The following is a 20,180-nucleotide window of genomic DNA, read 5'->3' as shown; positions in this document are numbered from 1 at the left end:
CAAGAACAAAGTGAGAACATCATCGCACCCACACTGTCCACCACTCCGACCCTCGGCCCGTCATCACCGGCCCTGTGCCGGTGATCCAGATCCAGGACGCGCCGCGCCTCACCGCAGCGGGATGGCCGGGACAAGCCCGGCCATGACATGGTGGCTTCGACGAGGAGGGTGTCAGCCGGCCGCAGGATGGCGGGAGAGGTGCGGGCCCGCAAGATCACTCCACGAACCAGGGATAGGTCCAGGTCTCCGTCAGGGCCCGGTTGCCGGCGCGCAGGAAGGCGCGCAGGTCTGTCGATTGTCCCGGCTCCAGCTTCACGTCGATGGCCGCCCGAAAGCCGTTCGTATGGTCGTTGGGCATGATGAACGTGTTGGTGATCTGCCCGACCGACGTGGAGGGCACCAGCTGCACCTGCTCGGGAGCGCCGAGATAATAGGGCAGGTTGCCGCCCGCGAAGTCGATGATGAAGCGCCGGTGCCGGGAATCGCTTGGCGCGTTCGATCCGCTGGCCCGGGGCGGGGTCTGAAAGGTGTTGATCACCTTCCCGCCCGGGTGCATGGCGCCGATCGCCGACGCGGCGCGCAGGCGATAGGACAGGACGACCTCCTGGCCTGGCTCGAAGGGCCGGTTCGGCTGCCAATACGCCACGATGTTGTCATGGGTCTCGTCCGGCGTCGGAAGCTCGACCAGCTCGACCCAGCCTTCGCCCCATTGGCCGATGGGCTCGACCCAGTAGCCGGGGCGCTGGTGATAATGGGCTTCGAGATCCTGGTAGTTCTCGAACACCCGGTCGCGCTGCATCAGTCCGAAGCCGCGGGGATTGTTGTCGCTGAAGGACGAGATCGTCTTGGCGCTCGGGTTGCGCAGCGGCCGCCAGATCCACTCGCCCGCGCCCGACTGCATGAGGAGCCCGTCCGAATCGTGGATCTCGAGGCGGTAATCGTCCGTCGGCTTCCGATCGTTCTCGCCCTCGAAGAACATGGACGTGAGGGGAGCCACGCCCACATTGGTGAGGGTCTGGCGCGGGAACAAGGTCGCCGTGACGTCGAGGGTGGTTTCCTTCGACGGGTAGATCTCGAACCGGTAGGCGCCGGCGACCGACGGGCTGTCGAGAAGGGCGTAGACGATGGCCCGTTCGTCGTTGAGCCGGGGCATCTCGACCCAGAATTCGCGGAAATGGGGGAACTCCTCCGCCTCGCCCCCTTCCACGTTGATCGCCAGGCCCCGCGCCGAGAGGCCGTATTTCTGGCCCGAGCCCAGGAAGCGGAAATAGCTCGCGCCCAGGAACGCGATGAGCTCGTCGAGGACCTTCGGGTCATTCAGAGGATAGTGGAGACGGAAACCCGCAAAGCCCAGATTGACTGGCAGCGGCCGCTCGATCTTGTTGCGGCCGTAATCGAACAGCTCGCGCTGATAGGGCACGGGCGTGGGCACCCCGTCGCGGATGATGTTCACGGTCACGGGGCGCTGGTAGAGGAAGCCCAGGTGGAAGAGCTGCATCCGGAACGGCCCGTTGCCGGAGCCGAGCAGGGCCTTGTCGGGCCGGAAACGGATGTCGCGATAATCGTCGAAGCTGAGCCGGTTGAGGGGCTCCGGCAGCTGGGTCGGAGGAGCCTCATAGGGTACGGCCGCCAGCTCGCGGGCGCGGCGCACCACATCCTCGTACCGGAAGGGGTTGGGCGCCGGCACGCCGGTCTGCTGCTGGGCTGAAGCCTGCTGGTGGAAGGCGGGCAGCGCGGTGGCTGCGAGCAGGCTTTGCAGGAGAGTACGGCGGGACAGGTTCGTCATGGCTGCGGGGCGTTCTCGGCTGAAGGAGGAAAATGGCTGGAATTCAAGGCATTGGAATATGGGGCTCGAGCGTCTTCCGTGTACCGGTCCCGCTTAATGGAGGCTGAACGGTGATGCGGGCAAGACACAGGTCCCGGCAGGGTTAAAAAAATCTCAGGCGGGGTTCGAAAAGCTCTTGTGATCCCTGGCGAATATGCTTATTTCACCCCTGCCCAATTTCGCACGTGCCTGTGGTCGCGTGCCGGTTGGTGGGCATCCGGACAAGAGGCCGGACAGCCGCCCGAGAGCGCCCTAGCTCTCGATACCCCTAACCGGCAGCCGGAGGCGAAAACCGGCGCACCTCGTTCTCAACGGGGGACGCGACTTAAAGCAACGACGAACGGGCTTTTTTGGTCTCGTTGGCCCTCCAAAGGTCAACACCGAAGAGGCTTGTTTATCATTGCCAGGCGTGCGGATGGAGTATCCCCATCCAATCCAAGGCAGCATCGTCGGGTGAAGAGCCCATCGCCGCTTCTCGTGTCTCCATCGCACGAAGCGGGATGCCATCTTTCCCCGCTGACGCCGGACGGCAGGACTTCCTGATCGTCTGAATTTCAATCCGGAGGCTTGAAGACCTCCATTGAACCTTTGGTGGGGAGAGCGCCATGACTCAGCGCATCCGTGAATTCCTGCGCAACCGACGTGAGGACGGCCCGTGCGTGGTCGTCGACCTCGAGGTCGTGCGCGACAACTACTCCAAGTTTGCCCGTGCGCTCCCCGACACGCGCGTCTTCTACGCCGTGAAGGCCAATCCGGAGCCGCAGGTGCTCAAGCTCCTGGCCGAGCTCGGCTCCTGCTTCGACACGGCGTCCGTGGTCGAGATCCAGCTCGCGCTGGATGCCGGCGCGACGCCCGACCGCATCTCCTTCGGCAACACGATCAAGAAGGAGCGCGACGTCGTGCGCGCCCTCGAGCTCGGCGTGCGCCTCTATGCGGTCGACTGCGAGGCCGAGGTCGAGAAGATCTCCCGGGCCGCCGCGACGGCCGGCATCGACGCGTCCGAGGTGAAGGTGTTCTGCCGCATCCTGTGCGACGGCGCCGGCGCCGAGTGGCCGCTCTCCCGCAAGTTCGGCTGCGTGCCCGAGATGGCCGTGGACGTGCTGGAGCATGCCTACCGTCAGGGCCTGGAGGCTTACGGCGTGTCCTTCCACGTGGGCTCGCAGCAGCGCAACACGGAAGCCTGGGACCAGGCTCTCGGGTCCGCTTCGGCGATCTTCCGTGAATGCGCTCACCGCGGCATCCACCTGTCGATGGTCAACCTCGGCGGCGGCTTCCCGACCAAGTACCTGAAGACGGTGCCGCAGGTCGAAGCCTATGGCGAGTCGATCTTCCGGGCGCTGTCGAAGCACTTCGGCAACCGCATCCCGGAGACGATCATCGAGCCGGGCCGCGGCATGGTCGGCAACGCGGGCGTCATCGAGGCCGAGGTCGTTCTCGTGTCGAAGAAGAGCCGCGACGAGGACGAGGTGCGCTGGGTCTATCTCGACATCGGCAAGTTCGGCGGTCTCGCCGAGACGATGGACGAGTCGATCCGCTACCCGATCCGCACGGAGCACGACCAGGACCGGATGGTGCCGTGCGTGCTCGCGGGCCCCACCTGCGACTCGGCCGACGTTCTCTACGAGAAGGAGCCCTACCTGCTCCCCGTCTCGCTGGAGATCGGCGACAAGGTGCTGATCGAGGGCACGGGCGCCTACACGACCACCTACTCGGCGGTCGCGTTCAACGGCTTCCCGCCGCTCAAGTCCTACGTGATCTAAAGCATTCTCCGCAAAAGTGGCTTGCCGGTTTTGCGGAAGCGAATGCGACTTTAGAAACTCACGTCCCGCCTGCCTCGTCGAATGAGGCAGGCACCAACCCAACAGAGTTGTCCCGGACGGCCTGCTCGGTCTCGAGCAGGTGCGAGGGCTGTCGCTCACCCCACGTGTTTTGGGAGGCCACGGCCATGATCACGATCCGCGAAGAAACCTTCCGCGATGTCGAGGCCCGCGAGGCGCTGCTCGATGCCTGCTTCGGACCCGCCCGGTTCCAGAAGACCTGCGAACGCCTGCGCGAGGGCAGGATGCCGGCCGACGGCCTGTCCCTGGTCATCGACCGGGACGGCGAGATCATCGGCACGGTGCGCCTGTGGCACGTCTCGGCGGGTCCGAACCGCGCCGCGCTGATGCTCGGCCCGATCGCGATCGATCCGTCCGTGCAGAGCCTCGGCCTCGGGGGCAAGCTCATGCGTGAGGCGCTGACGCGCGCCGCCGATCTCGGCCACAAGGCGGTGCTGCTGGTGGGCGACGCACCCTATTACGAGCGCTTCGGCTTCTCGGCCGGGAAGACCGGCTCTCTCTGGCTGCCGGGTCCCTACGAGCGCAGCCGCTTCCTGGCGCTCGAACTCGAGGCCGGCGCCCTCGACGATGCCCGCGGTCTCGTGTCCGCCACGGGAGCGTTCGAGCAGAAGCCCGATCTCGGCGCGCTCGTCGCTGCCGCCGCGCAGGGCGTGCTGTCGGGCCTTCGCCCCGCGTATTGAACCCGACGAGATCCTCCCGAGGGCTGGAGCATCGGACCCGAAAGTGGATCGGCACTTTTGGGATTGATCCGATGCCTCCTCTCTCGGGAGAGCGTCGCTCGACGCTCTAAACGCGCGCAGCCCTCGGGTTGGGCAGTACGAAGGTGACGGCCGCCGCCGCGACCATGTAGGCGGCAAAGCCCAGGCAGACCGCTTCCAGACTCACACCCGCGTCGAACAGAAGGCCGATCGCGCCTGGCGTCGCGGCCGAGGCCACCACCATGATGGCGCCGGCAAGCGCCCGGATCTTGCCCAGATGCGCGGTGCCAAACAACTCCGCCAGAACGGCCGCGATCACCACGTTGGTGCAGCCGGACGTCAGACCGACGAGCCCGAAGAACACGAGCGGCAGGAACGGCGCGTCGAACGTCGCCAGCGTGACGGACGCCGCCGTCATGCCGGCCAGGTAGAAATGGCTGAGGCGCACGGCGCCGAACCGGTCGACGAAGCTGCCAGCGCTCATGGCCACCACCACGGACACCAGGGCGAAGAGCGTGATGCTGCTGGCCAAGAGCTCCAGGGACCAGCCCTTCAGATCCGCGATGAAGCGCTGATGGAAGAAATAGGCCGTCATGATCGCCGGGTAGCCGATCATGGTCGGGATGAGCGCCAGGAAGCGCCAATCACGCAGGATGTCGCTCCATCGCGGCCCCGGATCGCCCGAGGCCTTCTTGCGTGCCGATGCCTCGAGGTCCGCGTCCTTCGCCGCGAGGACAACGCCGAGCAGCCAGCCGGCGGCGAGCGCCGCCACGATGACGAGCGCGGCGATGCGCCAGGCGCCCGTCCATCCGAAGGCGGCGATCAGCGCGATGGCAAGGGCCGGAAGGGTCGCCTCTCCGGCCGGAAAGCCCAGCGCAGCCACGCCCAGGGCCCGCCCGCGCACGCCCTCGTGCAGGCGCGCCGTGCTCATCACGCCCGCATGGCTGAGCATGCCCTGGCCGAACAGGCGCAGGGCGAACAGGCTCAGGCCCAGCGCTACGAGATTGGGCGCCACGGACAGACTGACTGCCGCCGCCGCCAGGCCAAGCATGGCTGTGGTGGCGTAGAGGCGAATGTCGACCCGGTCGATGACGCTGCCAGCCCAGATCATCAGGAGCCCGGACGACAGGGTCGCGAGGGAATAGATCGACCCGAAGGCGCCGTGCGTGAGACCGAAGGCCTGGCGGATGTCGGGACCCGACAGGGAGATGAAGAAGGTCTGGCCGAAGGATGACAGGAAGGTCAGGGCGAAGCCGAGCCCGATGATGCGCCAATACTGCCTGACAAGGTCGTGGAATTTCATCGCTCGCGGCCGGGTGAACGGAAAAGAGGTCTGCGATCATGCAGCCCTGTTGCACGATGTCGAGGGTGTAATGAGCACGGCGCGCCGGGGCTGTCATCCACCCTTCGCCATCCGCAGGGAAATTGCCCCGCCGGGCCGGGGGAGGGCCCCGGGCATTGACCCCGGGGGCTTAGCACTCCTACATGCGCCCAAACCCGCCGTTCGGCGTTTACCGTTTTCCATCTCTGCTATCGCGAAGGAGACAGCTCTGATGACCACTTGGCCCGTTCACGGTCGCATCACCGGCCCCATCGTCATGATCGGCTTCGGCTCGATCGGCCAGGGCACTCTGCCGCTCATCGAACGCCATTTCGAGTACGACAAGAGCCGCTTCGTGGTCATCGATCCGCAGGAGAAGCACAAGGAGCTTCTCGACGAGCGCGGCATCCGCTTCATCCAGCAGGCCGTGACCAAGGACAATTTCCGCGAGTTGCTCACGCCGCTGCTCACCGCCGGCGGCGGACAGGGCTTCTGCGTCAACCTCTCGGTGGACACCGGCTCCGTCGACATCATGGAGCTGTGCCGCTCGCTCAACTGCTTCTATATCGACACCGTCAACGAGCCCTGGCCCGGCTTCTATTTCGACAAGAGCAAGGGGCCCGAGTCGCGCACGAACTTCGCCCTGCGTGAGATCACCATGGAGGCGCGCAGGCGCAATCCGGGCGGCACCACGGCGGTGTCCTGCTGCGGGGCCAATCCCGGCATGGTGTCCTGGTTCGTCAAGCAGGCACTGGTCAACGTGGCGGGCGATCTCGGGATCGCCCATGACGAGCCGAAGAGCCGCGAGGACTGGGCCCGCTTGGCCCGCCAGGTCGGCGTGAAGGGCATCCACATCGCCGAGCGCGACACCCAGCGCGCCAGGTCCGAGAAGCCCATGGGCACCTTCGTGAACACCTGGTCGGTGGACGGCTTCGTGTCGGAGGGTCTGCAGCCGGCCGAGCTCGGCTGGGGCACGCACGAGACATGGATGCCGGAGAACGCCGGCACGCTCGGCCCCGACGCGCAGGCGATCTACCTGCTTCAGCCCGGCGCCAACACCCGCGTGCGCACCTGGTGCCCGACCCCGGGCCCGCAATACGGTTTCCTGGTCACCCACAACGAGTCGATCTCGATTGCGGATTATTACACCGTGCGCGAGGAGGGGAAGGCCGTGTACCGCCCGACCTGCCACTACGCCTACCATCCGTGCAACGAGGCGGTGCTCTCGCTGCACGAGATGTTCGGCAGCGCCGGCAAGTTCCAGGAGGAGCAGCACATCCTCGACGAGAACGAGATCGTGGACGGCATCGACGAGCTCGGCGTGCTGCTCTACGGCCACGGCAAGAACGCCTATTGGTACGGCTCTCAGCTCTCCATCGAGGAGACGCGCCGCGTGGCGCCCTACCAGAACGCCACCGGCCTGCAGGTGACCTCCGCGGTGCTCGCCGGCATGGTCTGGGCGCTGGAGAACCCGAACGCCGGCATCGTCGAGGCCGACGAGATGGATTTCCGCCGCTGCCTCGAAGTGCAGCTGCCCTATCTCGGCCCGGTGAACGGCCACTATACCGACTGGACCCCGCTCACCGACCGCCCCGGTTTCTTCCCGGAGGACATCGATTCGTCCGATCCGTGGCAGTTCCGGAACGTGCTGGTGCGGTAACCCGCTCATCGTCCTTCCCGACCGTCCTATGGCGGCCGTGAAGGGACACTCTCCACGTCGTCGCCGGCCTTGAGCCGGTGATCGCGATGCGAAGAGCGCAGCGTTACGAACAATCAGGATGGCCGGGACAGGCCCGTCCCGGCCATGACGTGGCGGATGTCATGTCTGGCGGCGAGGGCCGGGCACGACCCATGGAGTGAGCTGAGATGCCCCATTTCGAGGAATTCTACGCCAACAAGCTCCGCGGCGGCCTGGGCGTCACCGATGCCGAGAGCGTGCTCGATCTGCGGGCCGCGTCACGGGAAAAGGCCGCGGCCTCGATCCAGGACATGCTGGAGCGCAGCCGCTTCTCCCCGTCGAAAGCGGTGGCCATCCGCCTCGATCCGCCGCCGGAAGGCGGCGGCGAGACCCTGTTCCAGCCGGTCGGCAAGGCCCTGTTGGAGGCCAAGAAGCGCGGCTGGATCGACCGGCTGCAGACCCTGCCTGTCCAGGACGGCTTAGGCTTTTACGTGGTGCTGGCCGGAAAGCCGGAACGCGAAGCTTAAGCTCGCACCGCACCCCGGTGCGAGCGCGGCCGGCGCCACAGGCTGCGCACGAAGCCCGTCAGCAGGAGCAGACCGCCCCACATGGCAATGAAGCCCACAGCCGTCGAGAGCATGCCCTCCTCGGTCACCGGCAGGGCCGGCTCGAAGTCGCGGTAGACCGCCTCCATGACGTCGCGGTCGCCGTCGCGCACCATGAGCGCAACCCGCGCGAAGGGGCCGGCCTGCATCATGGAGGTCCGGTGGGCCTCGAGATTCCCCAGACGCTCCACATTGGCCTGCATGGCGGCGCCCTGGCGGCCGACGAAATCGTCCGCATTGGAGCGCAGGCGCGCGATGGCGCTCGCCTGGGTCTCGCCACTGGCCTGGGCATCCGAGTCGAAGCGCGCGATCACCTGCCGCAATTCATCGATCGCGCCGCCCAGCCGCTGGCGGTACTGCTGGGCGAATTCGGGACCCTGCGAGGCGACGATGCCGCCGCACAGGCCCAGTCCGAAGGCGATGATGCGCGTGATCCTGGGCAAGCTTGACCTCCGCGCATCGTGCGGGCCTGAGGGCCGCGTCAGCGAACAGTGGATCCGGTCTCCGCCCCACACGATGCGCTCTCGAGAAAATAGCATCGAATGGATCCAGAAAGTGGTGCCCACTTTCCGGTTCGATGCCTCACGGGTCAAGAGCCTGAAGGATATCTTGTTCCATCACCTCGTCGAGGGGCTTCTGCACCTTCAGGGCCCGGGTTTTCCGACCCGGCTCCATCACCAGGATCACGGTCTCGATGCCCGGGCAGCCGGGATCGTTGCAGGCGATCTCGTTGACCGCGAAGGCGGTGTCGGGCAAGACCTGCAGGGCCGTGCGGGCCAGGTCCTTGACCCGGTCGACAGCCTGCTTGTCGGGCTTCGGCAGGCCGAAGGACCCTCTCAGAAACGCGCCGAACAGGGCCACGGGCGATCTCACGCGGGCAGGGTCAGGATGCCGGCCTGACCGTCCTCGCAGCCGAAGGCAAGGCGTTTGCCCCCCTTATCCCAGGCCATGGCCGTGATGCCGCTGTCCTTGACGGCCGGGCGCACCAGAAGCTCGGAGGCGTCGTTGAGGCGGATGAGCAGGATGCAGCCGTCCTCGTAGCCGACAGCCAGCACCAGAGTATTGGGGTGGAAGGCAACCCGGCTGACCTTGGCCGGGCGCACGCCGCATTCCCGCGGCGCCTTGCCCATGGGGCCTTCCTTCGATTCGAACGGCCAGATGATGGCCGCCTCGGCGCCCGAGGTGGCGAGCCACTTGCCGTCGCCCGACCAGGACAGGGAGCGCGTCTTCGACGGGTAGCCGCTCATGCGCATGTGGCCCTTGTCGGGGATGAGCCGCCAGCCGTGGAGGGCGTTCTCCTGCATGGAGGTCACCACGAAGCGGGCGTCGGGCGACCAGGTGACGTCGAGATGCGAGCCCTTCCATTCCAGGGGTTCGGGCTTGGCTTCCACATTCGGGAACCAGAGAGTCGCCCCGTTGTAGTGGGAGATCGCCAGCCGGTAGCCCTTGGGCGCGAAGGCAAGGCCGCGGGCCGCCGAGGGAACCTCGAGGGTCTTCTCCCGGCCCTTGTCGTCGCGGGCGACGACCCTCTTGCCCGCCCCGTAGGCGACGGCCCCGCCGGCGCTGACGGCGAGCGAATCGATCCAGGCGCCCTTTGTTTCGGCCAGCGTCTTCGTGGAGCCGTCGAGGTCGGTGACGGCGACGCGGCCGTCGTCGCCGCCCGTCACGAAGCGCTCTCCGTCGCTCGCCGCCACCAGCACGCCTGCGTCGGGGTGAGCCTCGACCCGGTGGGTCTCGCCGTCCCGGGCCAGCAGAACGCCGCCGTCGCCGAGGCCGAAGGCGGCCGTACCTTTCAGCCAGCCGATGGCCGTGACATGAGCGCCCGCCGCCACGGGCGTCACGTTCTGGGTCAAGGACGGTGCGGTTCCAGTGCTCATCGATGGGATCCCTTCATGCGGGCTGCCCATAGCACGGATCATCCGATCGGGGGCAGGGGCATATCCAATTTCTCAACGGCGGGTGATCCACCAATGGCCCTGGGATTAGGCCTTTTGGTCTTTGGCCAGATCCGGGCGCTTCCTTCACACTGCGCGACTCAAGAAGGAGTGAGTGAATGCGAGTCCTGCCACTGTCCGCCCTGGTCCTTGCCGTCATGATTTCTGCGCCGGTTGTCGCGCAGGAACAGGGCGCGGCGCCATCGGCCAGGGAGGCGCGGAGGGCGGCCTGTCAGCAGGAGGCCAACCTGATCTACCGCACCAGCAGCCGGGGCATCGGCATGGCCGAGGATACGCGCAACCAGATCATCGCCGCGCGCAGGGCTCATGTGCGCGAGTGCATGGCCAAGGCGGCCCCGGGCTGAAAGCCCGAGGCCGGTTCGGCGGGATTTAGGCCGCGCAGGCCAGAAAGCCTTCCTTGATCGCCTTCTCGTTCAGGTCGCGGCCGATGAAGACCACCTTCGAGGTGTGCTTCTCGCCGGGCTTCCACTCGCCCTGGACGTCGCCGTCCAGGATCATGTGGACGCCCTGGAAGACGAAGCGCTTCGGCTCGTTCGGGAACGCCACGATGCCCTTGCAGCGCAGGATGTTCGGCCCCTCGACCTGGGTCAGGTTCGAGATCCACGGCATGAACTTCTCCGGATCCACCTCGCCGTCGAGATGCACGGCGACGGATTGCATCTCCTCGTCGTGATGATGGTGGTGGCCTTCCTCCAGGAAGTCGGGCTCCAGCTCGATGATCCGGTCGAGATCGAAGGCCTTGCGGTCGAGCACCTCGGCGATCGGGATCGAGCAGTTCTGCGTCCGATGGAGCTTCGCATAGGGGTTGATGGCGCGGATGCGCGCCTCGACCTCTTCCAGCTCCGCGGCAGACACGAGATCGATCTTGTTGAGGATGATCACGTCCGCGAAGGCGATCTGGTTCTTCGCCTCGGGCGCGTCCTTCAGGCGGGCGGAGAGCCATTTGGCGTCGGCGACCGTCACCACCGCGTCGAGGCGGGCGGCGTCGGACACGTCCTGATCCATGAAGAAGGTCTGAGCCACGGGGGCGGGATCGGCGAGGCCGGTGGTCTCGACGATGATGGCGTCGAACTTGCCCTTGCGCTTCATCAGCCCGTCGAGGATGCGGATCAGATCGCCGCGCACGGTGCAGCAGATGCACCCGTTGTTCATCTCGAACACTTCCTCGTCGGCGCCGACGACGAGTTCGTTATCGATACCGATCTCGCCGAACTCGTTGACGATCACGGCATATTTCTTGCCGTGCTGCTCGGTCAGGATGCGGTTGAGGAGGGTGGTCTTGCCAGCGCCGAGATAGCCTGTGAGGACGGTGACGGGAATCTTGTCGGTCATCGGAGCTTCCAGAATGGGTGGTGTCATCCCCGGCGGCCCGGGAGGGCCGGGAAGGGGATCCAGGCTTCGGGAGCCGACCTGGTTTCCCTTCCCTCGCTGCGCGCCGGGAATGACACCGGACGCCGCAGCGATCAGGGCTTTCAGCTCGACAAGGCCGCGCTGAAAGCCCTTATATTGTGTCTCATCATGTCAATGTAAGTCCCGGCGGGCCCGCCGGGCTCGGAGAGCGCGTCCGAATAGACTCGCGAACCGATCCTGGCGCCGGTTTCCTTGGCGATGCGCTCCATCAGTCGGGCGTCGGAGACGTTCTCCACGAAGACGGCGGCGATCCTCTCGCGCCTGATCTGCTGGATGATGCGGGCCACGTCCTTGGCCGAGGCCTCCGCCTCGGTCGAGACGCCCTGGGGCGCCACGAAATCGATGCCGTAGGCCTCCTCGAAGTAGCGGAAGGCGTCATGGGAGGTGATGATCCTGCGACGCTCGGGCGGGATTCCGGCGACGAGCCCCTTCACCTCCGCGTCCAGGTCGTCGAGCTGCTTGAGGTAGGCGGCGGCATTGGCCTCGTACGTGGCCCTGCCGGCTCCGTCCGCGGCGATCAGGGCGTCGCGGATATTGGCCACGTAGATCTTCGCGTTGCCGATGCTCTGCCAGGCATGAGGGTCGGCGCCGCCATGGCCGTGATCGTGGCCATGCCCGTGTCCCTCGTCCTCGCCCCTGAGAGCCTTCACGCCCCTGCCGGCCTCGATCGTCGCGGCCCTGGTGCCGGAGGACTTCACGAGACGGTCGATCCATCCCTCGAACTTCAGGCCGTTGGTGAAGACGATCCCGGCCTCGGCCAGACGCCGTCCGTCGGCCGGGGTCGGAGAATAGACATGGGCATCGCCGTTCGGGCCGACGAGGGTCGCGACCTCGACGCGTTCGCCGCCGACGTTGCGCACCATGTCGCCGAGAATCGAGAACGTCGCGACGACCTTCAGCCTGTCGGCGCCCTGCGCCATCGACGGTGTCGATGCGGCAAGGGCGAGGCATCCTGCCAGAAGGGATACGGCAGCTCTTCGCGTCAGCATGGGTGTTGGTCCTTCATGAAGGAGGTCAGGCTTCCAGATGCCTGCCGGGCCAGGCGAGCCACAGCAGGCCGCCCTCGCGCCCGAGCACGAGGGACACGACATAGACCGCGCCGGCCGAGAGAATGATCGCCGGTCCCGCGGGCAGCTCCGCATGGAACGAGAGCAGAAGGCCGCTTACGCCCGACGCGATGCCGATGACGATGGAGACCAGCATCATCATGGTGATGTCGCTGGTCCAGAACCGGGAGGCGGCCGCGGGCAGCATCATCATGCCCACCGCCAGCAGGGTCCCGAGCGCATGGAAGCCGCCGACGAGGTTCATGACCACGAGCCCGAGGAAGATCAGATGCGTGGGCGTGCCGGCGCGGCTCACCGAGCGCAGGAAGACCGGATCCACGCATTCGAGCACCAGCGGCCGGTAGAGCACGGCGAGCGCCAGCACCGTCAGAGTGGAGATGGAGGCGAGCAGCAGCAGGGTATCGTCGTCGAGTGCCAGCACCGTGCCGAACAGGACGTGCAGCAGGTCCACGTTGGAGCCGCGCAGCGACACGATGGTGACGCCGAGCGCCAAGGACAGCAGGTAGAAGGCGGCGAGGGAGGCGTCCTCCTTCAGGGAGGTGAAGCGGGACACGAGGCCGGCCGCCACCGCCACGACGATTCCGGCAAACAGACCTCCGATCGTCATGGCCGGGAGGGAGAGGCCGGCCAGAAGATACCCGACCGCCGCTCCGGGCAGGATCGCGTGCGCCATGGCGTCGCCGGTCAGGCTCATCCGGCGCAGCATGAGGAACACCCCGACAGGGCCGCCGCCAAGCGCGATGGCGATCACCCCCACCAGGGCGCGCTGCATGAACTCGAATTCGGCGAAAGGCGCATAGACCAAGTCGAGCATGAGAGGACGTCCTTACGCGACGTTGCGGTGGCAGACATCCGCATGCGGATCGTAGGCTTCGACCATGCGCCGCGCCTTGAGGAGGTTCTCAGGCTGCAACACGTCGGGCGTCTCGCCCCAGGCCACCGGTTCGCGGGCGATCAGCAGGCTCTGCGGGAAGGTCCGTCTGACCATGTCGAGATCGTGGAGCACGGCGACCACCGTGCGGGATTCCGCGTGCCAGCGGTGCACCAGATCGAGCAGATCCGCGGTGGTCTTGGCGTCGATGGCGGTGAACGGCTCGTCGAGCAGGATCACGGGAGCATCCTGCAGCAGGAGGCGCGCGAACAGCGCGCGCTGCATCTGCCCGCCGGACAGGGTCGAGATCGGGCGCCGTTCGAATCCGATGAGCCCCACGGCCGCCAGCGCCTCCTCGATCTTCGTCCGGTCGCGCCGCGCGATGCCGCCGAACAGGCCGGAGCGGGACCAGAGGCCCATGGCCACGAGATCGTAGACCGAGAGCGGGAAGGACCGGTCGATCTCCGCCGCCTGCGGCAGGTAGGCGATGCCAGGAGAGGAGCCCTTCAGGCGGATGTGGCCCTCGAGGGGCTTGAGCGTGCCGACAATGCCCTTGAGCAGGGTGGACTTGCCGGCCCCGTTGGGCCCGACCACGGCGATCAGGCTGCCGGCCGGGATCTCGCCGTCGAGGTGATGGACAGCGGGCCTGCGGCCGTAACCGAGGGTGACTTCGTCGAAACGAATGGCGGCCGATGCTGCGGACATGCGTTACCCCGTCACGCTGAAGACGAGCAGCCACAACCCGGCCAGCACGACGGCCGTTGCCGTCAGGCGCTGCCCGACCGATAGGCGCAGGAGCGAAAAGGTCGGGGCGGCGGCAACCGCCCGATGCTCGTGCCCGTGATGATGATGGTGGTGGCCATGCGACATGGTCCCTTACATAGACCGGTTCGAGGGTGATTTCCAGGGGCGTATAGTATTTTATACGCAACCCTCAAGGCTATGGTTTACAAGACCAATCCCGACATTCTGCGTGTTGGCGATTCCACCCTCCTCTTGTCATGACCGGCTTCGTGCCGGCCATCCCGATACGAAAGAGCGCGGCGCCTCACGATATCGGGATCACCGGGACAGGTCCGGTGATGACCGAGGGGCGGACGTGATGGCTCCGAGCCGCCGGGGAGACGGAGACTCAGAATGTCGGATGGTACTGATAGAGCCAAGTCTCGCTCAAAACCTCGTTCTCGTTGCGCAGGTAGCAGCGCATCTCCACCGGCTCAGTCCCGGTGACCGTCAGGTCGAACTGGGTGCGCCAGTGGCCGGGCACGTTGTTGGGCACGGCCTCGGTCAGGATGTTCGAAAACTCGCCCCGGGAGGCGCTCAGCACGGGCTTGGGGATCACGCCGCTCGGCAGCTTGGTCAGGGGCTGGCCGATGAACTCGACCATGAACTTGCGCACGCCCTTCGGGCGCGCGGTGCCGGCCTGCCCGCCGTTGCCGAGACGGGTGGCGACCACCCGGGCGAGCGGCGTCGGATAGGGCTCCTCCGCCGCCCAGTGCATCCGGTAGCGCTGTTCGATCGCCTGACCGGCCCGCACCGGCTCGGACGGCACCCACATGACCACGATGTTGTCGTGGATCTCGTCGTCGGTCGGGATCTCGACGAGCTGGATGGAGCCCCGGCCCCAGGTGCCCTGCGGTTCGATCCAGAGGGAAGGGCGGCGGTCGTAATAGACGCCGTCGAGGTAATGGTCGAAGTTCCGGTCGCGCTGGAGTAGGCCGAAGCCCTTGGGGTTCTCGTCCGTGAAGGCCGACGTGATGATGCGCGGCGGGTTGTTGAGGGGACGCCAGATCCGCTCCCCGGTTCCGGTCCACATGGCCAAGCCATCCGAGTCGTGGATCTCCGGGCGCCAGTCGATGGCGGTGGTCTTCGCCTTCTCCGAATACCAGTACATGGAGGTGAGGGGCGCGAGGCCGAGGCGGCTCACGTCCTGACGCATGTAGACGGCGCTCTCGATGTCCATGATGACGGAAGCGGCCCGCTGCATGACGAAGCGATAGGCGCCGGACACACTGGGGCCGTCGAGGAGGGCGTAGACGGTGACCGTGTTCGAGCCCGGCTGCGGCGTCTCGAAATAGACGTGGGTGAAGTCGGGGAACTCCTCGTTCTTCCCGAAGACCGCTACGTCAACGGCGAGGCCGCGGGCGGAGAGGCCGTACTGAAACAGCTCGCCGATGGCGCGGAAATAGGAGGCGCCCAGGAAGGCCACCCAGTCGTTCTTCCTCCAGTCGAGCTTGCCGCCCCGCGCCTCCTGGAACCGGAACCCGGCGAAGCCCGAATTGTCCGGCAGCTTCCGGGCGGGGGAATCCGGCGGCATGTCGAAATAGTCGCTGTCGTAGATGATCTCGCGCGCCTGCCCGCCTTCGACCACGTGCATGCGCACGGGCTTCTGGAAGAAGCGGCCCAGGTGGAAGAACGTGACGGGGAACTCGCTGGGGCCGTCGGCCCAAAGGGCCAGATCCGTCTTGAAGCGGATCTTGCCGTGGGCGTCGTAGTCGATCTGGTACAGGATCTCGGGGGAGGGGCTCTGCGGCGCCACATAGGCGGAGCGCGCCATCTCCTGTGCGCGCTTCTTCAGATCCTCAAACGAGAACGGCGCGGGAGCTCCCGTCTTCAGAGCCTGCTGGGCCAGGGCTGCACCGGAAAAACCTTGTGCGGCAAGAGCGGCCGTGGCGGTGGCGGTTTGGAGAAAGCGGCGGCGGTTGATCATGGATGAGCGCATGTGATCTCTGGGAGGACGCACCCCTACCGACCAAGGTGGCAGGATTAAGTCTCTCATAGCCTCTTGAGAAATCTTCGTCAGCGGGCAAAGTTACCCCACACACAGGCGTAGGAATAACTGCGCCATCAGATAGGGAGTACGCCATGTTTCGGAAAGTCATGCGCCGCGCCGTCGGCGCTGCGGCCGCCCTTGCGCTTGCGGGAACCAGCCTGCCGGCCCAGGCCCAGGACTTCATCAACGTCCTCACCGGCGGCACCTCGGGCGTCTATTACCCGCTCGGCGTCGCCCTCTCCAAGGTCTTCACGGACAAGGTCCAGGGCTCCCGCCCCTCGGTCCAGGCCACGAAGGCCTCGGTGGAAAACCTCACCCTCCTGCAGCAGGGCAAGGGCGAGATCGGCTTCACCCTCGGGGACAGCCTCGCCATGGGCTGGGCCGGCGATGAGGAGGCCGGCTTCAAGAGCAAGCTCGACAAGCTGCGCGGCATCACGGCGATCTATCCCAACTACATCCAGATCGTGGCGACGCAGGAATCCGGCATCAAGTCGCTCGCCGACCTGAAGGGCAAGCGCCTCTCCGTCGGCGCGCCCAAATCCGGCACCGAGCTCAACGCCCGGGCGATCCTCCAGGGGGCCGGCCTGACCTACAAGGATCTCGGCAAGGTCGAGTACCTGCCCTTCGGTGAATCCGTCGAACTGATGAAGAACCGCCAGCTCGACGCCACCCTGCAATCGGCCGGCCTCGGCGTCTCGTCCATCCGCGACCTGGCCACCTCGGTGCCGATCGTCGTGGTGGAAATCCCGGCCAGCGTCGTGGACAAGGTGGGCACGCCCTACGTGAAGGCCACGATCCCGGCCAACACGTACGGAGGCCAGACCGCTCCCGTGCAGACGGCCGCGGTGGTGAACTACCTCGTCACCCATTCGGGCGTGAAGGACGAGACCGTCTACCAGATGACCAAGGCGATCTACGAGAGCCTGCCGGATCTCGCCGCCGCCCATGCGGCCGCCAAGGACATCAAGCTCGAAAGCGCGCTCTCCGGCATGCCCGTCCCGATGCATCCAGGCGCGCAGCGCTATTTCGACGAGAAGGGCATCAAGAAGCAGGGCTCCTAAACCCTTCGGCCGATTTACATTCCAGCCGGAGCAGGTGAACTGCTCCGGCTTTTTTGTGACAAGAAGAACAACCGTTGAGGAAGCGTCATGAGCCAGGGAGCGAACAGTTCCGAACTCGCCCAGATGGAAGCGCCGGCTGACACCGTGAACCCGGAACACGGCCTGCCGGAGAGCTTCGGCGAGGGTCTGACGGGCAGGGTTCTTTTCTGGATCGCCGTCGCGTTCTCCACGTTCCAGATCATCACGTCCTTCGGCATCCCGCTCGATCAGCCCTTCATCGCGTCCTTGAACCTCACGCATCTCTGGGCCGTGGCCATGGCGGCCTGGGCCGCGTGGCTGATCGGGCTCGCCGTGCGCCGCCGCCGCATCCTCGACGGCGTGCTCGCCTGGATCGCCATCGCGGGCGCCTTCGGGCTCGTCCTCTGGTTCGGCGGCAGCATGCCGAGCCAGGTCGTGCGCACGATTCACGTGGGCTTCCTGTGCCTCGTGGCCGGAGCGATGATCGCCAACCACCGGTCCGGGTCCTCGTCCTTGCGCGCCGTTGGGTGGATCGTCGGCGTCACGAGCTTCCTGGTGGGCCTGTACCACTGGGCGCTTTACGAGGAGCTGGTCATCCGCGCGGGTGAGCTCACCACCCTCGATCTCGTCGTCGGCATCGCCGGGCTCGCAATCCTCATCTATCTCATCTGGCGCGTCATGGGACCGGCGCTTCCCATCGTGGCCGGCCTGTTCCTGTCCTATTGCCTGTTCGGGCATCTCCTGCCGGCTCCCCTCGATCATCGCGGCTATTCGCTGGAGCAGGTGATCGAGCACATGTCCTTCGGCACGGAAGGCATTTACGGGACGCCGACGCTGGTCTCGGCAACCTACATATTCCTGTTCATTCTGTTCGGCGCCTTCATGGAGAAGGCCGGTGTCATCGACTTCTTCAACGACATCTCGATGGCGGTGTTCGGCGACAAGCAGGGCGGGCCCGGCAAGGTCTGCGTCGCGTCCTCGGCCCTGATGGGCACCGTCTCGGGCTCGGGCGTCGCCAACGTGGTGGCGTCGGGCCAGTTCACGATCCCGCTCATGAAGCGCTTCGGCTTCACCTCGGCCTTCGCGGGCGGCGTCGAGGCGACCTCGTCCATGGGCGGCCAGATCATGCCGCCCGTCATGGGCGCCGTGGCGTTCATCATGGCCGAGACCATCGACGTGCCGTATTCGAAGATCGTCGAAGCGGCGATCATCCCGGCCGTCCTCTATTTCGCCGCCTGCTACCTCGCGGTGCATCTCGAGGCCGGCAAGCGCAACCTGCGCGGCCTCCCGAAGTCGGAACTGCCGAACGCCTGGACCGAGCTCAGGACGAAGTGGTTCCTCATCGCCCCGCTCGGCGTTCTCGTCTACCTGCTCTTTACCGGCTACACGCCGCTCTTCGCCGGGGCCGTCGGCCTGTCGCTCACCGTTGCGCTGATCCTCGGCACGGCCATCGTGGCCGGCTTCGCGACGCCGGCGCTGCGGATCGCCTTCTGGATCGGGCTCGCCCTGCTCTCGGCATACTCGCTCGCCTCGACCGTGACGCTCGTCGTTCTCGTGGTGGCCGGCCTGTGCCTGTGGAACGCCTTCTCGGGACGGGGCCGCACGACCCTACAGGCCTGCGTGGACGCGTTGGCGGACGGGGCCCGTCAGGCGCTTCCCGTGGGCCTCGCCTGCGCGGTGGTCGGCATCGTGATCGGCACCATGACGCTCACCGGCCTCGGCACCATCGTGGGCACCTGGATGATCTCGATCGGCAAGGAGAACATCTTCGCGGCCCTCGTGCTCACCATGATCTTCAGCCTGATCCTCGGCATGGGCATCCCGACGATCCCGAACTACATCATCACCTCGTCGCTGGCCGCTCCCATCCTGCTGCAGCTCGACGTTCCGCTCATCGTCTCGCACATGTTCGTCTTCTATTTCGGCATCATGGCGGACCTGACGCCGCCGGTGGCGCTTGCGGCCTTCGCGGCGGCCCCCATGGCGAAGGAATCGGGCCTCAAGATCGGCATCCAGGCCGTCAGGATCGCGCTGCCCGGCTTCGTCATTCCCTATATGGCCGTCTATGACCCCACCCTGATGCTGCAGCCGGTGCCTGGGCTCGAGGGGGCGGGCTACTGGCTCGCGGTGGTCTACATCGTGCTCAAGGCGACTCTTGCCATGACACTCTGGGGCGTGGCCTCCGTGGGCTATTTCCTTAAGTCCGTAAGTTGGTGGGAGCGCCTCTGGGCAGCGGTGGCGGCGGCCTTCCTCGTGGCGGCGATCCCGCTCACCGACGAGGTTGGCTTCGTGCTCGCGGGTCTTTTCGTCGGCTTCCACGTCTGGCGGTCCCGCCAGGTCGCCACACCCGCCATCGGCTGATGATCTGCCTGATCGCCGGCGCAACGGTCGCGCCCCTCATGGCGGGCGCGATCACGCTCGCCTGGACCCATTCGGTCGAAAGGATCGTCTGGGAGGAGCATTGGCGCTCGACCCCAGCCGGGCTCGAACTCGTCGAGGCGCGGGTGCGCGGCTCCGGGGCCGGCATGGAGCCTCCGCCAGAGGCCAAGTTCATCAACGGGGTCTGGTCGTGGAAGCCCAGCCTGCCGCCCCTAGCCGAGGTGGTCATGCGCCGCTCGGGCGCGACGGCGGATTGGCGGATCTGCATCGCGGGCGAATGCCGCCCAATGGAGGCCTATGTGCCGCCCGGGGCCGATCCGATCGTCATGAAGGCGTGCGAGGGCCCTTAAGCCCGTCCGGTCAGGGGCTCGACGGCGACGCAGCGGCGCCAGAGATGGACCAGGATGTAGATGGCGAACAGGCTGAACAGAACCATCAGCGCGTAGCCCACGTAGTCGCCGAGCTCGAACAGGCCGGCGATGGCCCACCCGGCGGCGATCGCGACGCCGAAGACCTCCGCGCCCACCAGGATCATGATGCTCATGATGGTGATCACGTTGCGCCAGTTGGTGCTTTTCGCCTGAGCCACTTTTGCCTAACTCCGTTTGCTGCAAAGGGGACTACCCTAAACGCCCCCTCGGGTGCAAGTTCTCCCCGAATCTCATTCTGTCGCGCCTCACA

20 protein-coding genes are annotated in these 20,180 nt (G+C 66.3%); 8 read left to right on the top strand and 12 right to left on the bottom strand.

Features of this window, described 5'->3' with window-relative positions; genetic code table 11:
• Nucleotides 1-214: 214 nt before the first annotated feature.
• The gene (locus tag HPT29_RS22255; protein WP_173945003.1) at nt 215-1,786 is read right to left on the bottom strand and encodes an OpgD/OpgG family glucan biosynthesis protein; all 1,572 of its coding nucleotides are present in this window, start codon (nt 1,784-1,786) and stop codon (nt 215-217) included.
• A 644-nt stretch (nt 1,787-2,430) separates the two neighbouring features.
• Between HPT29_RS22255 and HPT29_RS22250 the strand changes: the two genes are divergently transcribed.
• Both HPT29_RS22250 and HPT29_RS22245 read left to right on the top strand, forming a co-directional pair.
• Complete coding sequence (locus tag HPT29_RS22250) at nt 2,431-3,585, top strand: type III PLP-dependent enzyme (protein ID WP_173946044.1); 1,155 nt, start codon at nt 2,431-2,433, stop codon at nt 3,583-3,585.
• A 185-nt stretch (nt 3,586-3,770) separates the two neighbouring features.
• Nucleotides 3,771-4,343, top strand: coding sequence for a GNAT family N-acetyltransferase (locus HPT29_RS22245; protein WP_173946045.1), 573 nt, complete (start codon nt 3,771-3,773; stop codon nt 4,341-4,343).
• 106 nt (nt 4,344-4,449) lie between these two features.
• Here the strand turns inward: HPT29_RS22245 and HPT29_RS22240 are convergent, their stop codons facing one another.
• A complete protein-coding gene (locus HPT29_RS22240) occupies nt 4,450-5,664 on the bottom strand; it encodes an MFS transporter (RefSeq protein ID WP_173946046.1) in 1,215 nt (404 codons plus the stop codon).
• 250 nt (nt 5,665-5,914) lie between these two features.
• Here HPT29_RS22240 and HPT29_RS22235 point away from each other — a divergent pair, with 250 nt between their 5' ends.
• Both HPT29_RS22235 and HPT29_RS22230 read left to right on the top strand, forming a co-directional pair.
• Nucleotides 5,915-7,342, top strand: coding sequence for a homospermidine synthase (locus HPT29_RS22235; protein ID WP_173946047.1), 1,428 nt, complete (start codon nt 5,915-5,917; stop codon nt 7,340-7,342).
• Nucleotides 7,343-7,548: 206 nt separating this feature from the next.
• The gene (locus HPT29_RS22230; protein ID WP_173946048.1) at nt 7,549-7,887 is read left to right on the top strand and encodes a hypothetical protein; all 339 of its coding nucleotides are present in this window, start codon (nt 7,549-7,551) and stop codon (nt 7,885-7,887) included.
• On the opposite strand, the gene HPT29_RS22225 is transcribed toward HPT29_RS22230, so the two are convergent.
• The 3 genes from HPT29_RS22225 to HPT29_RS22215 form a co-directional block, all read right to left on the bottom strand.
• Entirely contained in the window at nt 7,884-8,408 is a 525-nt protein-coding gene (locus tag HPT29_RS22225; RefSeq protein ID WP_259060273.1) for a DUF2937 family protein, read from the bottom strand. The two genes, HPT29_RS22230 and HPT29_RS22225, sit on opposite strands and share 4 nt — an antisense overlap.
• A gap of 139 nt (nt 8,409-8,547) precedes the next feature.
• Nucleotides 8,548-8,826: a hypothetical protein gene (locus HPT29_RS22220; protein WP_173946050.1), complete on the bottom strand. Its 279-nt coding sequence runs from the start codon at nt 8,824-8,826 to the stop codon at nt 8,548-8,550.
• Nucleotides 8,827-8,834: 8 nt separating this feature from the next.
• Nucleotides 8,835-9,842, bottom strand: coding sequence for a WD40 repeat domain-containing protein (locus HPT29_RS22215; RefSeq protein WP_173946051.1), 1,008 nt, complete (start codon nt 9,840-9,842; stop codon nt 8,835-8,837).
• 176 nt (nt 9,843-10,018) lie between these two features.
• Here HPT29_RS22215 and HPT29_RS22210 point away from each other — a divergent pair, with 176 nt between their 5' ends.
• Entirely contained in the window at nt 10,019-10,264 is a 246-nt protein-coding gene (locus tag HPT29_RS22210) for a hypothetical protein (RefSeq protein WP_173946052.1), read from the top strand.
• A gap of 25 nt (nt 10,265-10,289) precedes the next feature.
• Here the strand turns inward: HPT29_RS22210 and HPT29_RS22205 are convergent, their stop codons facing one another.
• The 6 genes from HPT29_RS22205 to HPT29_RS22180 form a co-directional block, all read right to left on the bottom strand.
• Nucleotides 10,290-11,252 carry a CobW family GTP-binding protein gene (locus tag HPT29_RS22205; protein WP_173946053.1) on the bottom strand — a complete coding sequence of 321 codons (963 nt, stop codon included), beginning with the start codon at nt 11,250-11,252 and terminating at the stop codon, nt 10,290-10,292.
• Between the two features lie 140 nt (nt 11,253-11,392).
• Nucleotides 11,393-12,319 carry a metal ABC transporter substrate-binding protein gene (locus tag HPT29_RS22200; RefSeq protein WP_173946054.1) on the bottom strand — a complete coding sequence of 309 codons (927 nt, stop codon included), beginning with the start codon at nt 12,317-12,319 and terminating at the stop codon, nt 11,393-11,395.
• A gap of 25 nt (nt 12,320-12,344) precedes the next feature.
• On the bottom strand, nt 12,345-13,211 hold the full coding sequence (aztB, locus tag HPT29_RS22195; protein WP_173946055.1) for a zinc ABC transporter permease AztB: 867 nt from the start codon (nt 13,209-13,211) through the stop codon (nt 12,345-12,347).
• Nucleotides 13,212-13,223: 12 nt separating this feature from the next.
• Nucleotides 13,224-13,973, bottom strand: coding sequence for a zinc ABC transporter ATP-binding protein AztA (gene aztA, locus HPT29_RS22190; RefSeq protein WP_173946056.1), 750 nt, complete (start codon nt 13,971-13,973; stop codon nt 13,224-13,226).
• Nucleotides 13,974-13,976: 3 nt separating this feature from the next.
• Nucleotides 13,977-14,138, bottom strand: coding sequence for a hypothetical protein (locus tag HPT29_RS22185; RefSeq protein WP_173946057.1), 162 nt, complete (start codon nt 14,136-14,138; stop codon nt 13,977-13,979).
• Nucleotides 14,139-14,400: 262 nt separating this feature from the next.
• Nucleotides 14,401-15,978 (bottom strand): OpgD/OpgG family glucan biosynthesis protein, encoded by a 1,578-nt coding sequence (locus tag HPT29_RS22180; RefSeq protein WP_173946071.1) that lies wholly within the window; start codon nt 15,976-15,978, stop codon nt 14,401-14,403.
• 170 nt (nt 15,979-16,148) lie between these two features.
• Here HPT29_RS22180 and HPT29_RS22175 point away from each other — a divergent pair, with 170 nt between their 5' ends.
• From HPT29_RS22175 to HPT29_RS22165, 3 genes are all read left to right on the top strand, one after another.
• Nucleotides 16,149-17,102 (top strand): TAXI family TRAP transporter solute-binding subunit, encoded by a 954-nt coding sequence (locus HPT29_RS22175; RefSeq protein WP_173946072.1) that lies wholly within the window; start codon nt 16,149-16,151, stop codon nt 17,100-17,102.
• A gap of 87 nt (nt 17,103-17,189) precedes the next feature.
• Nucleotides 17,190-19,481, top strand: coding sequence for a TRAP transporter permease (locus tag HPT29_RS22170; RefSeq protein WP_173946058.1), 2,292 nt, complete (start codon nt 17,190-17,192; stop codon nt 19,479-19,481).
• On the top strand, nt 19,481-19,849 hold the full coding sequence (locus HPT29_RS22165; protein ID WP_173946059.1) for a DUF1850 domain-containing protein: 369 nt from the start codon (nt 19,481-19,483) through the stop codon (nt 19,847-19,849). The genes HPT29_RS22170 and HPT29_RS22165 overlap by 1 nt, the downstream gene beginning before the upstream one ends.
• Here HPT29_RS22165 and HPT29_RS22160 read toward each other — a convergent pair.
• On the bottom strand, nt 19,846-20,043 hold the full coding sequence (locus tag HPT29_RS22160; RefSeq protein ID WP_173946073.1) for a hypothetical protein: 198 nt from the start codon (nt 20,041-20,043) through the stop codon (nt 19,846-19,848). The genes HPT29_RS22165 and HPT29_RS22160 overlap by 4 nt on opposite strands.
• Nucleotides 20,044-20,180: the final 137 nt, after the last annotated feature.

The organism is Microvirga terrae (assembly GCF_013307435.2).
In the GTDB taxonomy this organism is placed as follows: Bacteria; Pseudomonadota; Alphaproteobacteria; order Rhizobiales; family Beijerinckiaceae; genus Microvirga; species Microvirga terrae.
This window is presented reverse-complemented; position numbering and strand designations above follow the sequence as displayed.

Coding starts and splice junctions, on each gene's coding strand:
- HPT29_RS22255 (WP_173945003.1), bottom strand. CDS start 1,786: ATGACGAACCTGTCCCGCCGTACTCTCCTGCAAAGCCTGCTCGCAGCC.
- HPT29_RS22250 (WP_173946044.1), top strand. CDS start 2,431: ATGACTCAGCGCATCCGTGAATTCCTGCGCAACCGACGTGAGGACGGC.
- HPT29_RS22245 (WP_173946045.1), top strand. CDS start 3,771: ATGATCACGATCCGCGAAGAAACCTTCCGCGATGTCGAGGCCCGCGAG.
- HPT29_RS22240 (WP_173946046.1), bottom strand. CDS start 5,664: ATGAAATTCCACGACCTTGTCAGGCAGTATTGGCGCATCATCGGGCTC.
- HPT29_RS22235 (WP_173946047.1), top strand. CDS start 5,915: ATGACCACTTGGCCCGTTCACGGTCGCATCACCGGCCCCATCGTCATG.
- HPT29_RS22230 (WP_173946048.1), top strand. CDS start 7,549: ATGCCCCATTTCGAGGAATTCTACGCCAACAAGCTCCGCGGCGGCCTG.
- HPT29_RS22215 (WP_173946051.1), bottom strand. CDS start 9,842: ATGAGCACTGGAACCGCACCGTCCTTGACCCAGAACGTGACGCCCGTG.
- HPT29_RS22210 (WP_173946052.1), top strand. CDS start 10,019: ATGCGAGTCCTGCCACTGTCCGCCCTGGTCCTTGCCGTCATGATTTCT.
- HPT29_RS22205 (WP_173946053.1), bottom strand. CDS start 11,252: ATGACCGACAAGATTCCCGTCACCGTCCTCACAGGCTATCTCGGCGCT.
- HPT29_RS22200 (WP_173946054.1), bottom strand. CDS start 12,319: ATGCTGACGCGAAGAGCTGCCGTATCCCTTCTGGCAGGATGCCTCGCC.
- aztB (WP_173946055.1), bottom strand. CDS start 13,211: ATGCTCGACTTGGTCTATGCGCCTTTCGCCGAATTCGAGTTCATGCAG.
- aztA (WP_173946056.1), bottom strand. CDS start 13,973: ATGTCCGCAGCATCGGCCGCCATTCGTTTCGACGAAGTCACCCTCGGT.
- HPT29_RS22185 (WP_173946057.1), bottom strand. CDS start 14,138: ATGTCGCATGGCCACCACCATCATCATCACGGGCACGAGCATCGGGCG.
- HPT29_RS22180 (WP_173946071.1), bottom strand. CDS start 15,978: ATGATCAACCGCCGCCGCTTTCTCCAAACCGCCACCGCCACGGCCGCT.
- HPT29_RS22175 (WP_173946072.1), top strand. CDS start 16,149: ATGCGCCGCGCCGTCGGCGCTGCGGCCGCCCTTGCGCTTGCGGGAACC.
- HPT29_RS22170 (WP_173946058.1), top strand. CDS start 17,190: ATGAGCCAGGGAGCGAACAGTTCCGAACTCGCCCAGATGGAAGCGCCG.
- HPT29_RS22165 (WP_173946059.1), top strand. CDS start 19,481: ATGATCTGCCTGATCGCCGGCGCAACGGTCGCGCCCCTCATGGCGGGC.
- HPT29_RS22160 (WP_173946073.1), bottom strand. CDS start 20,043: ATGAGCATCATGATCCTGGTGGGCGCGGAGGTCTTCGGCGTCGCGATC.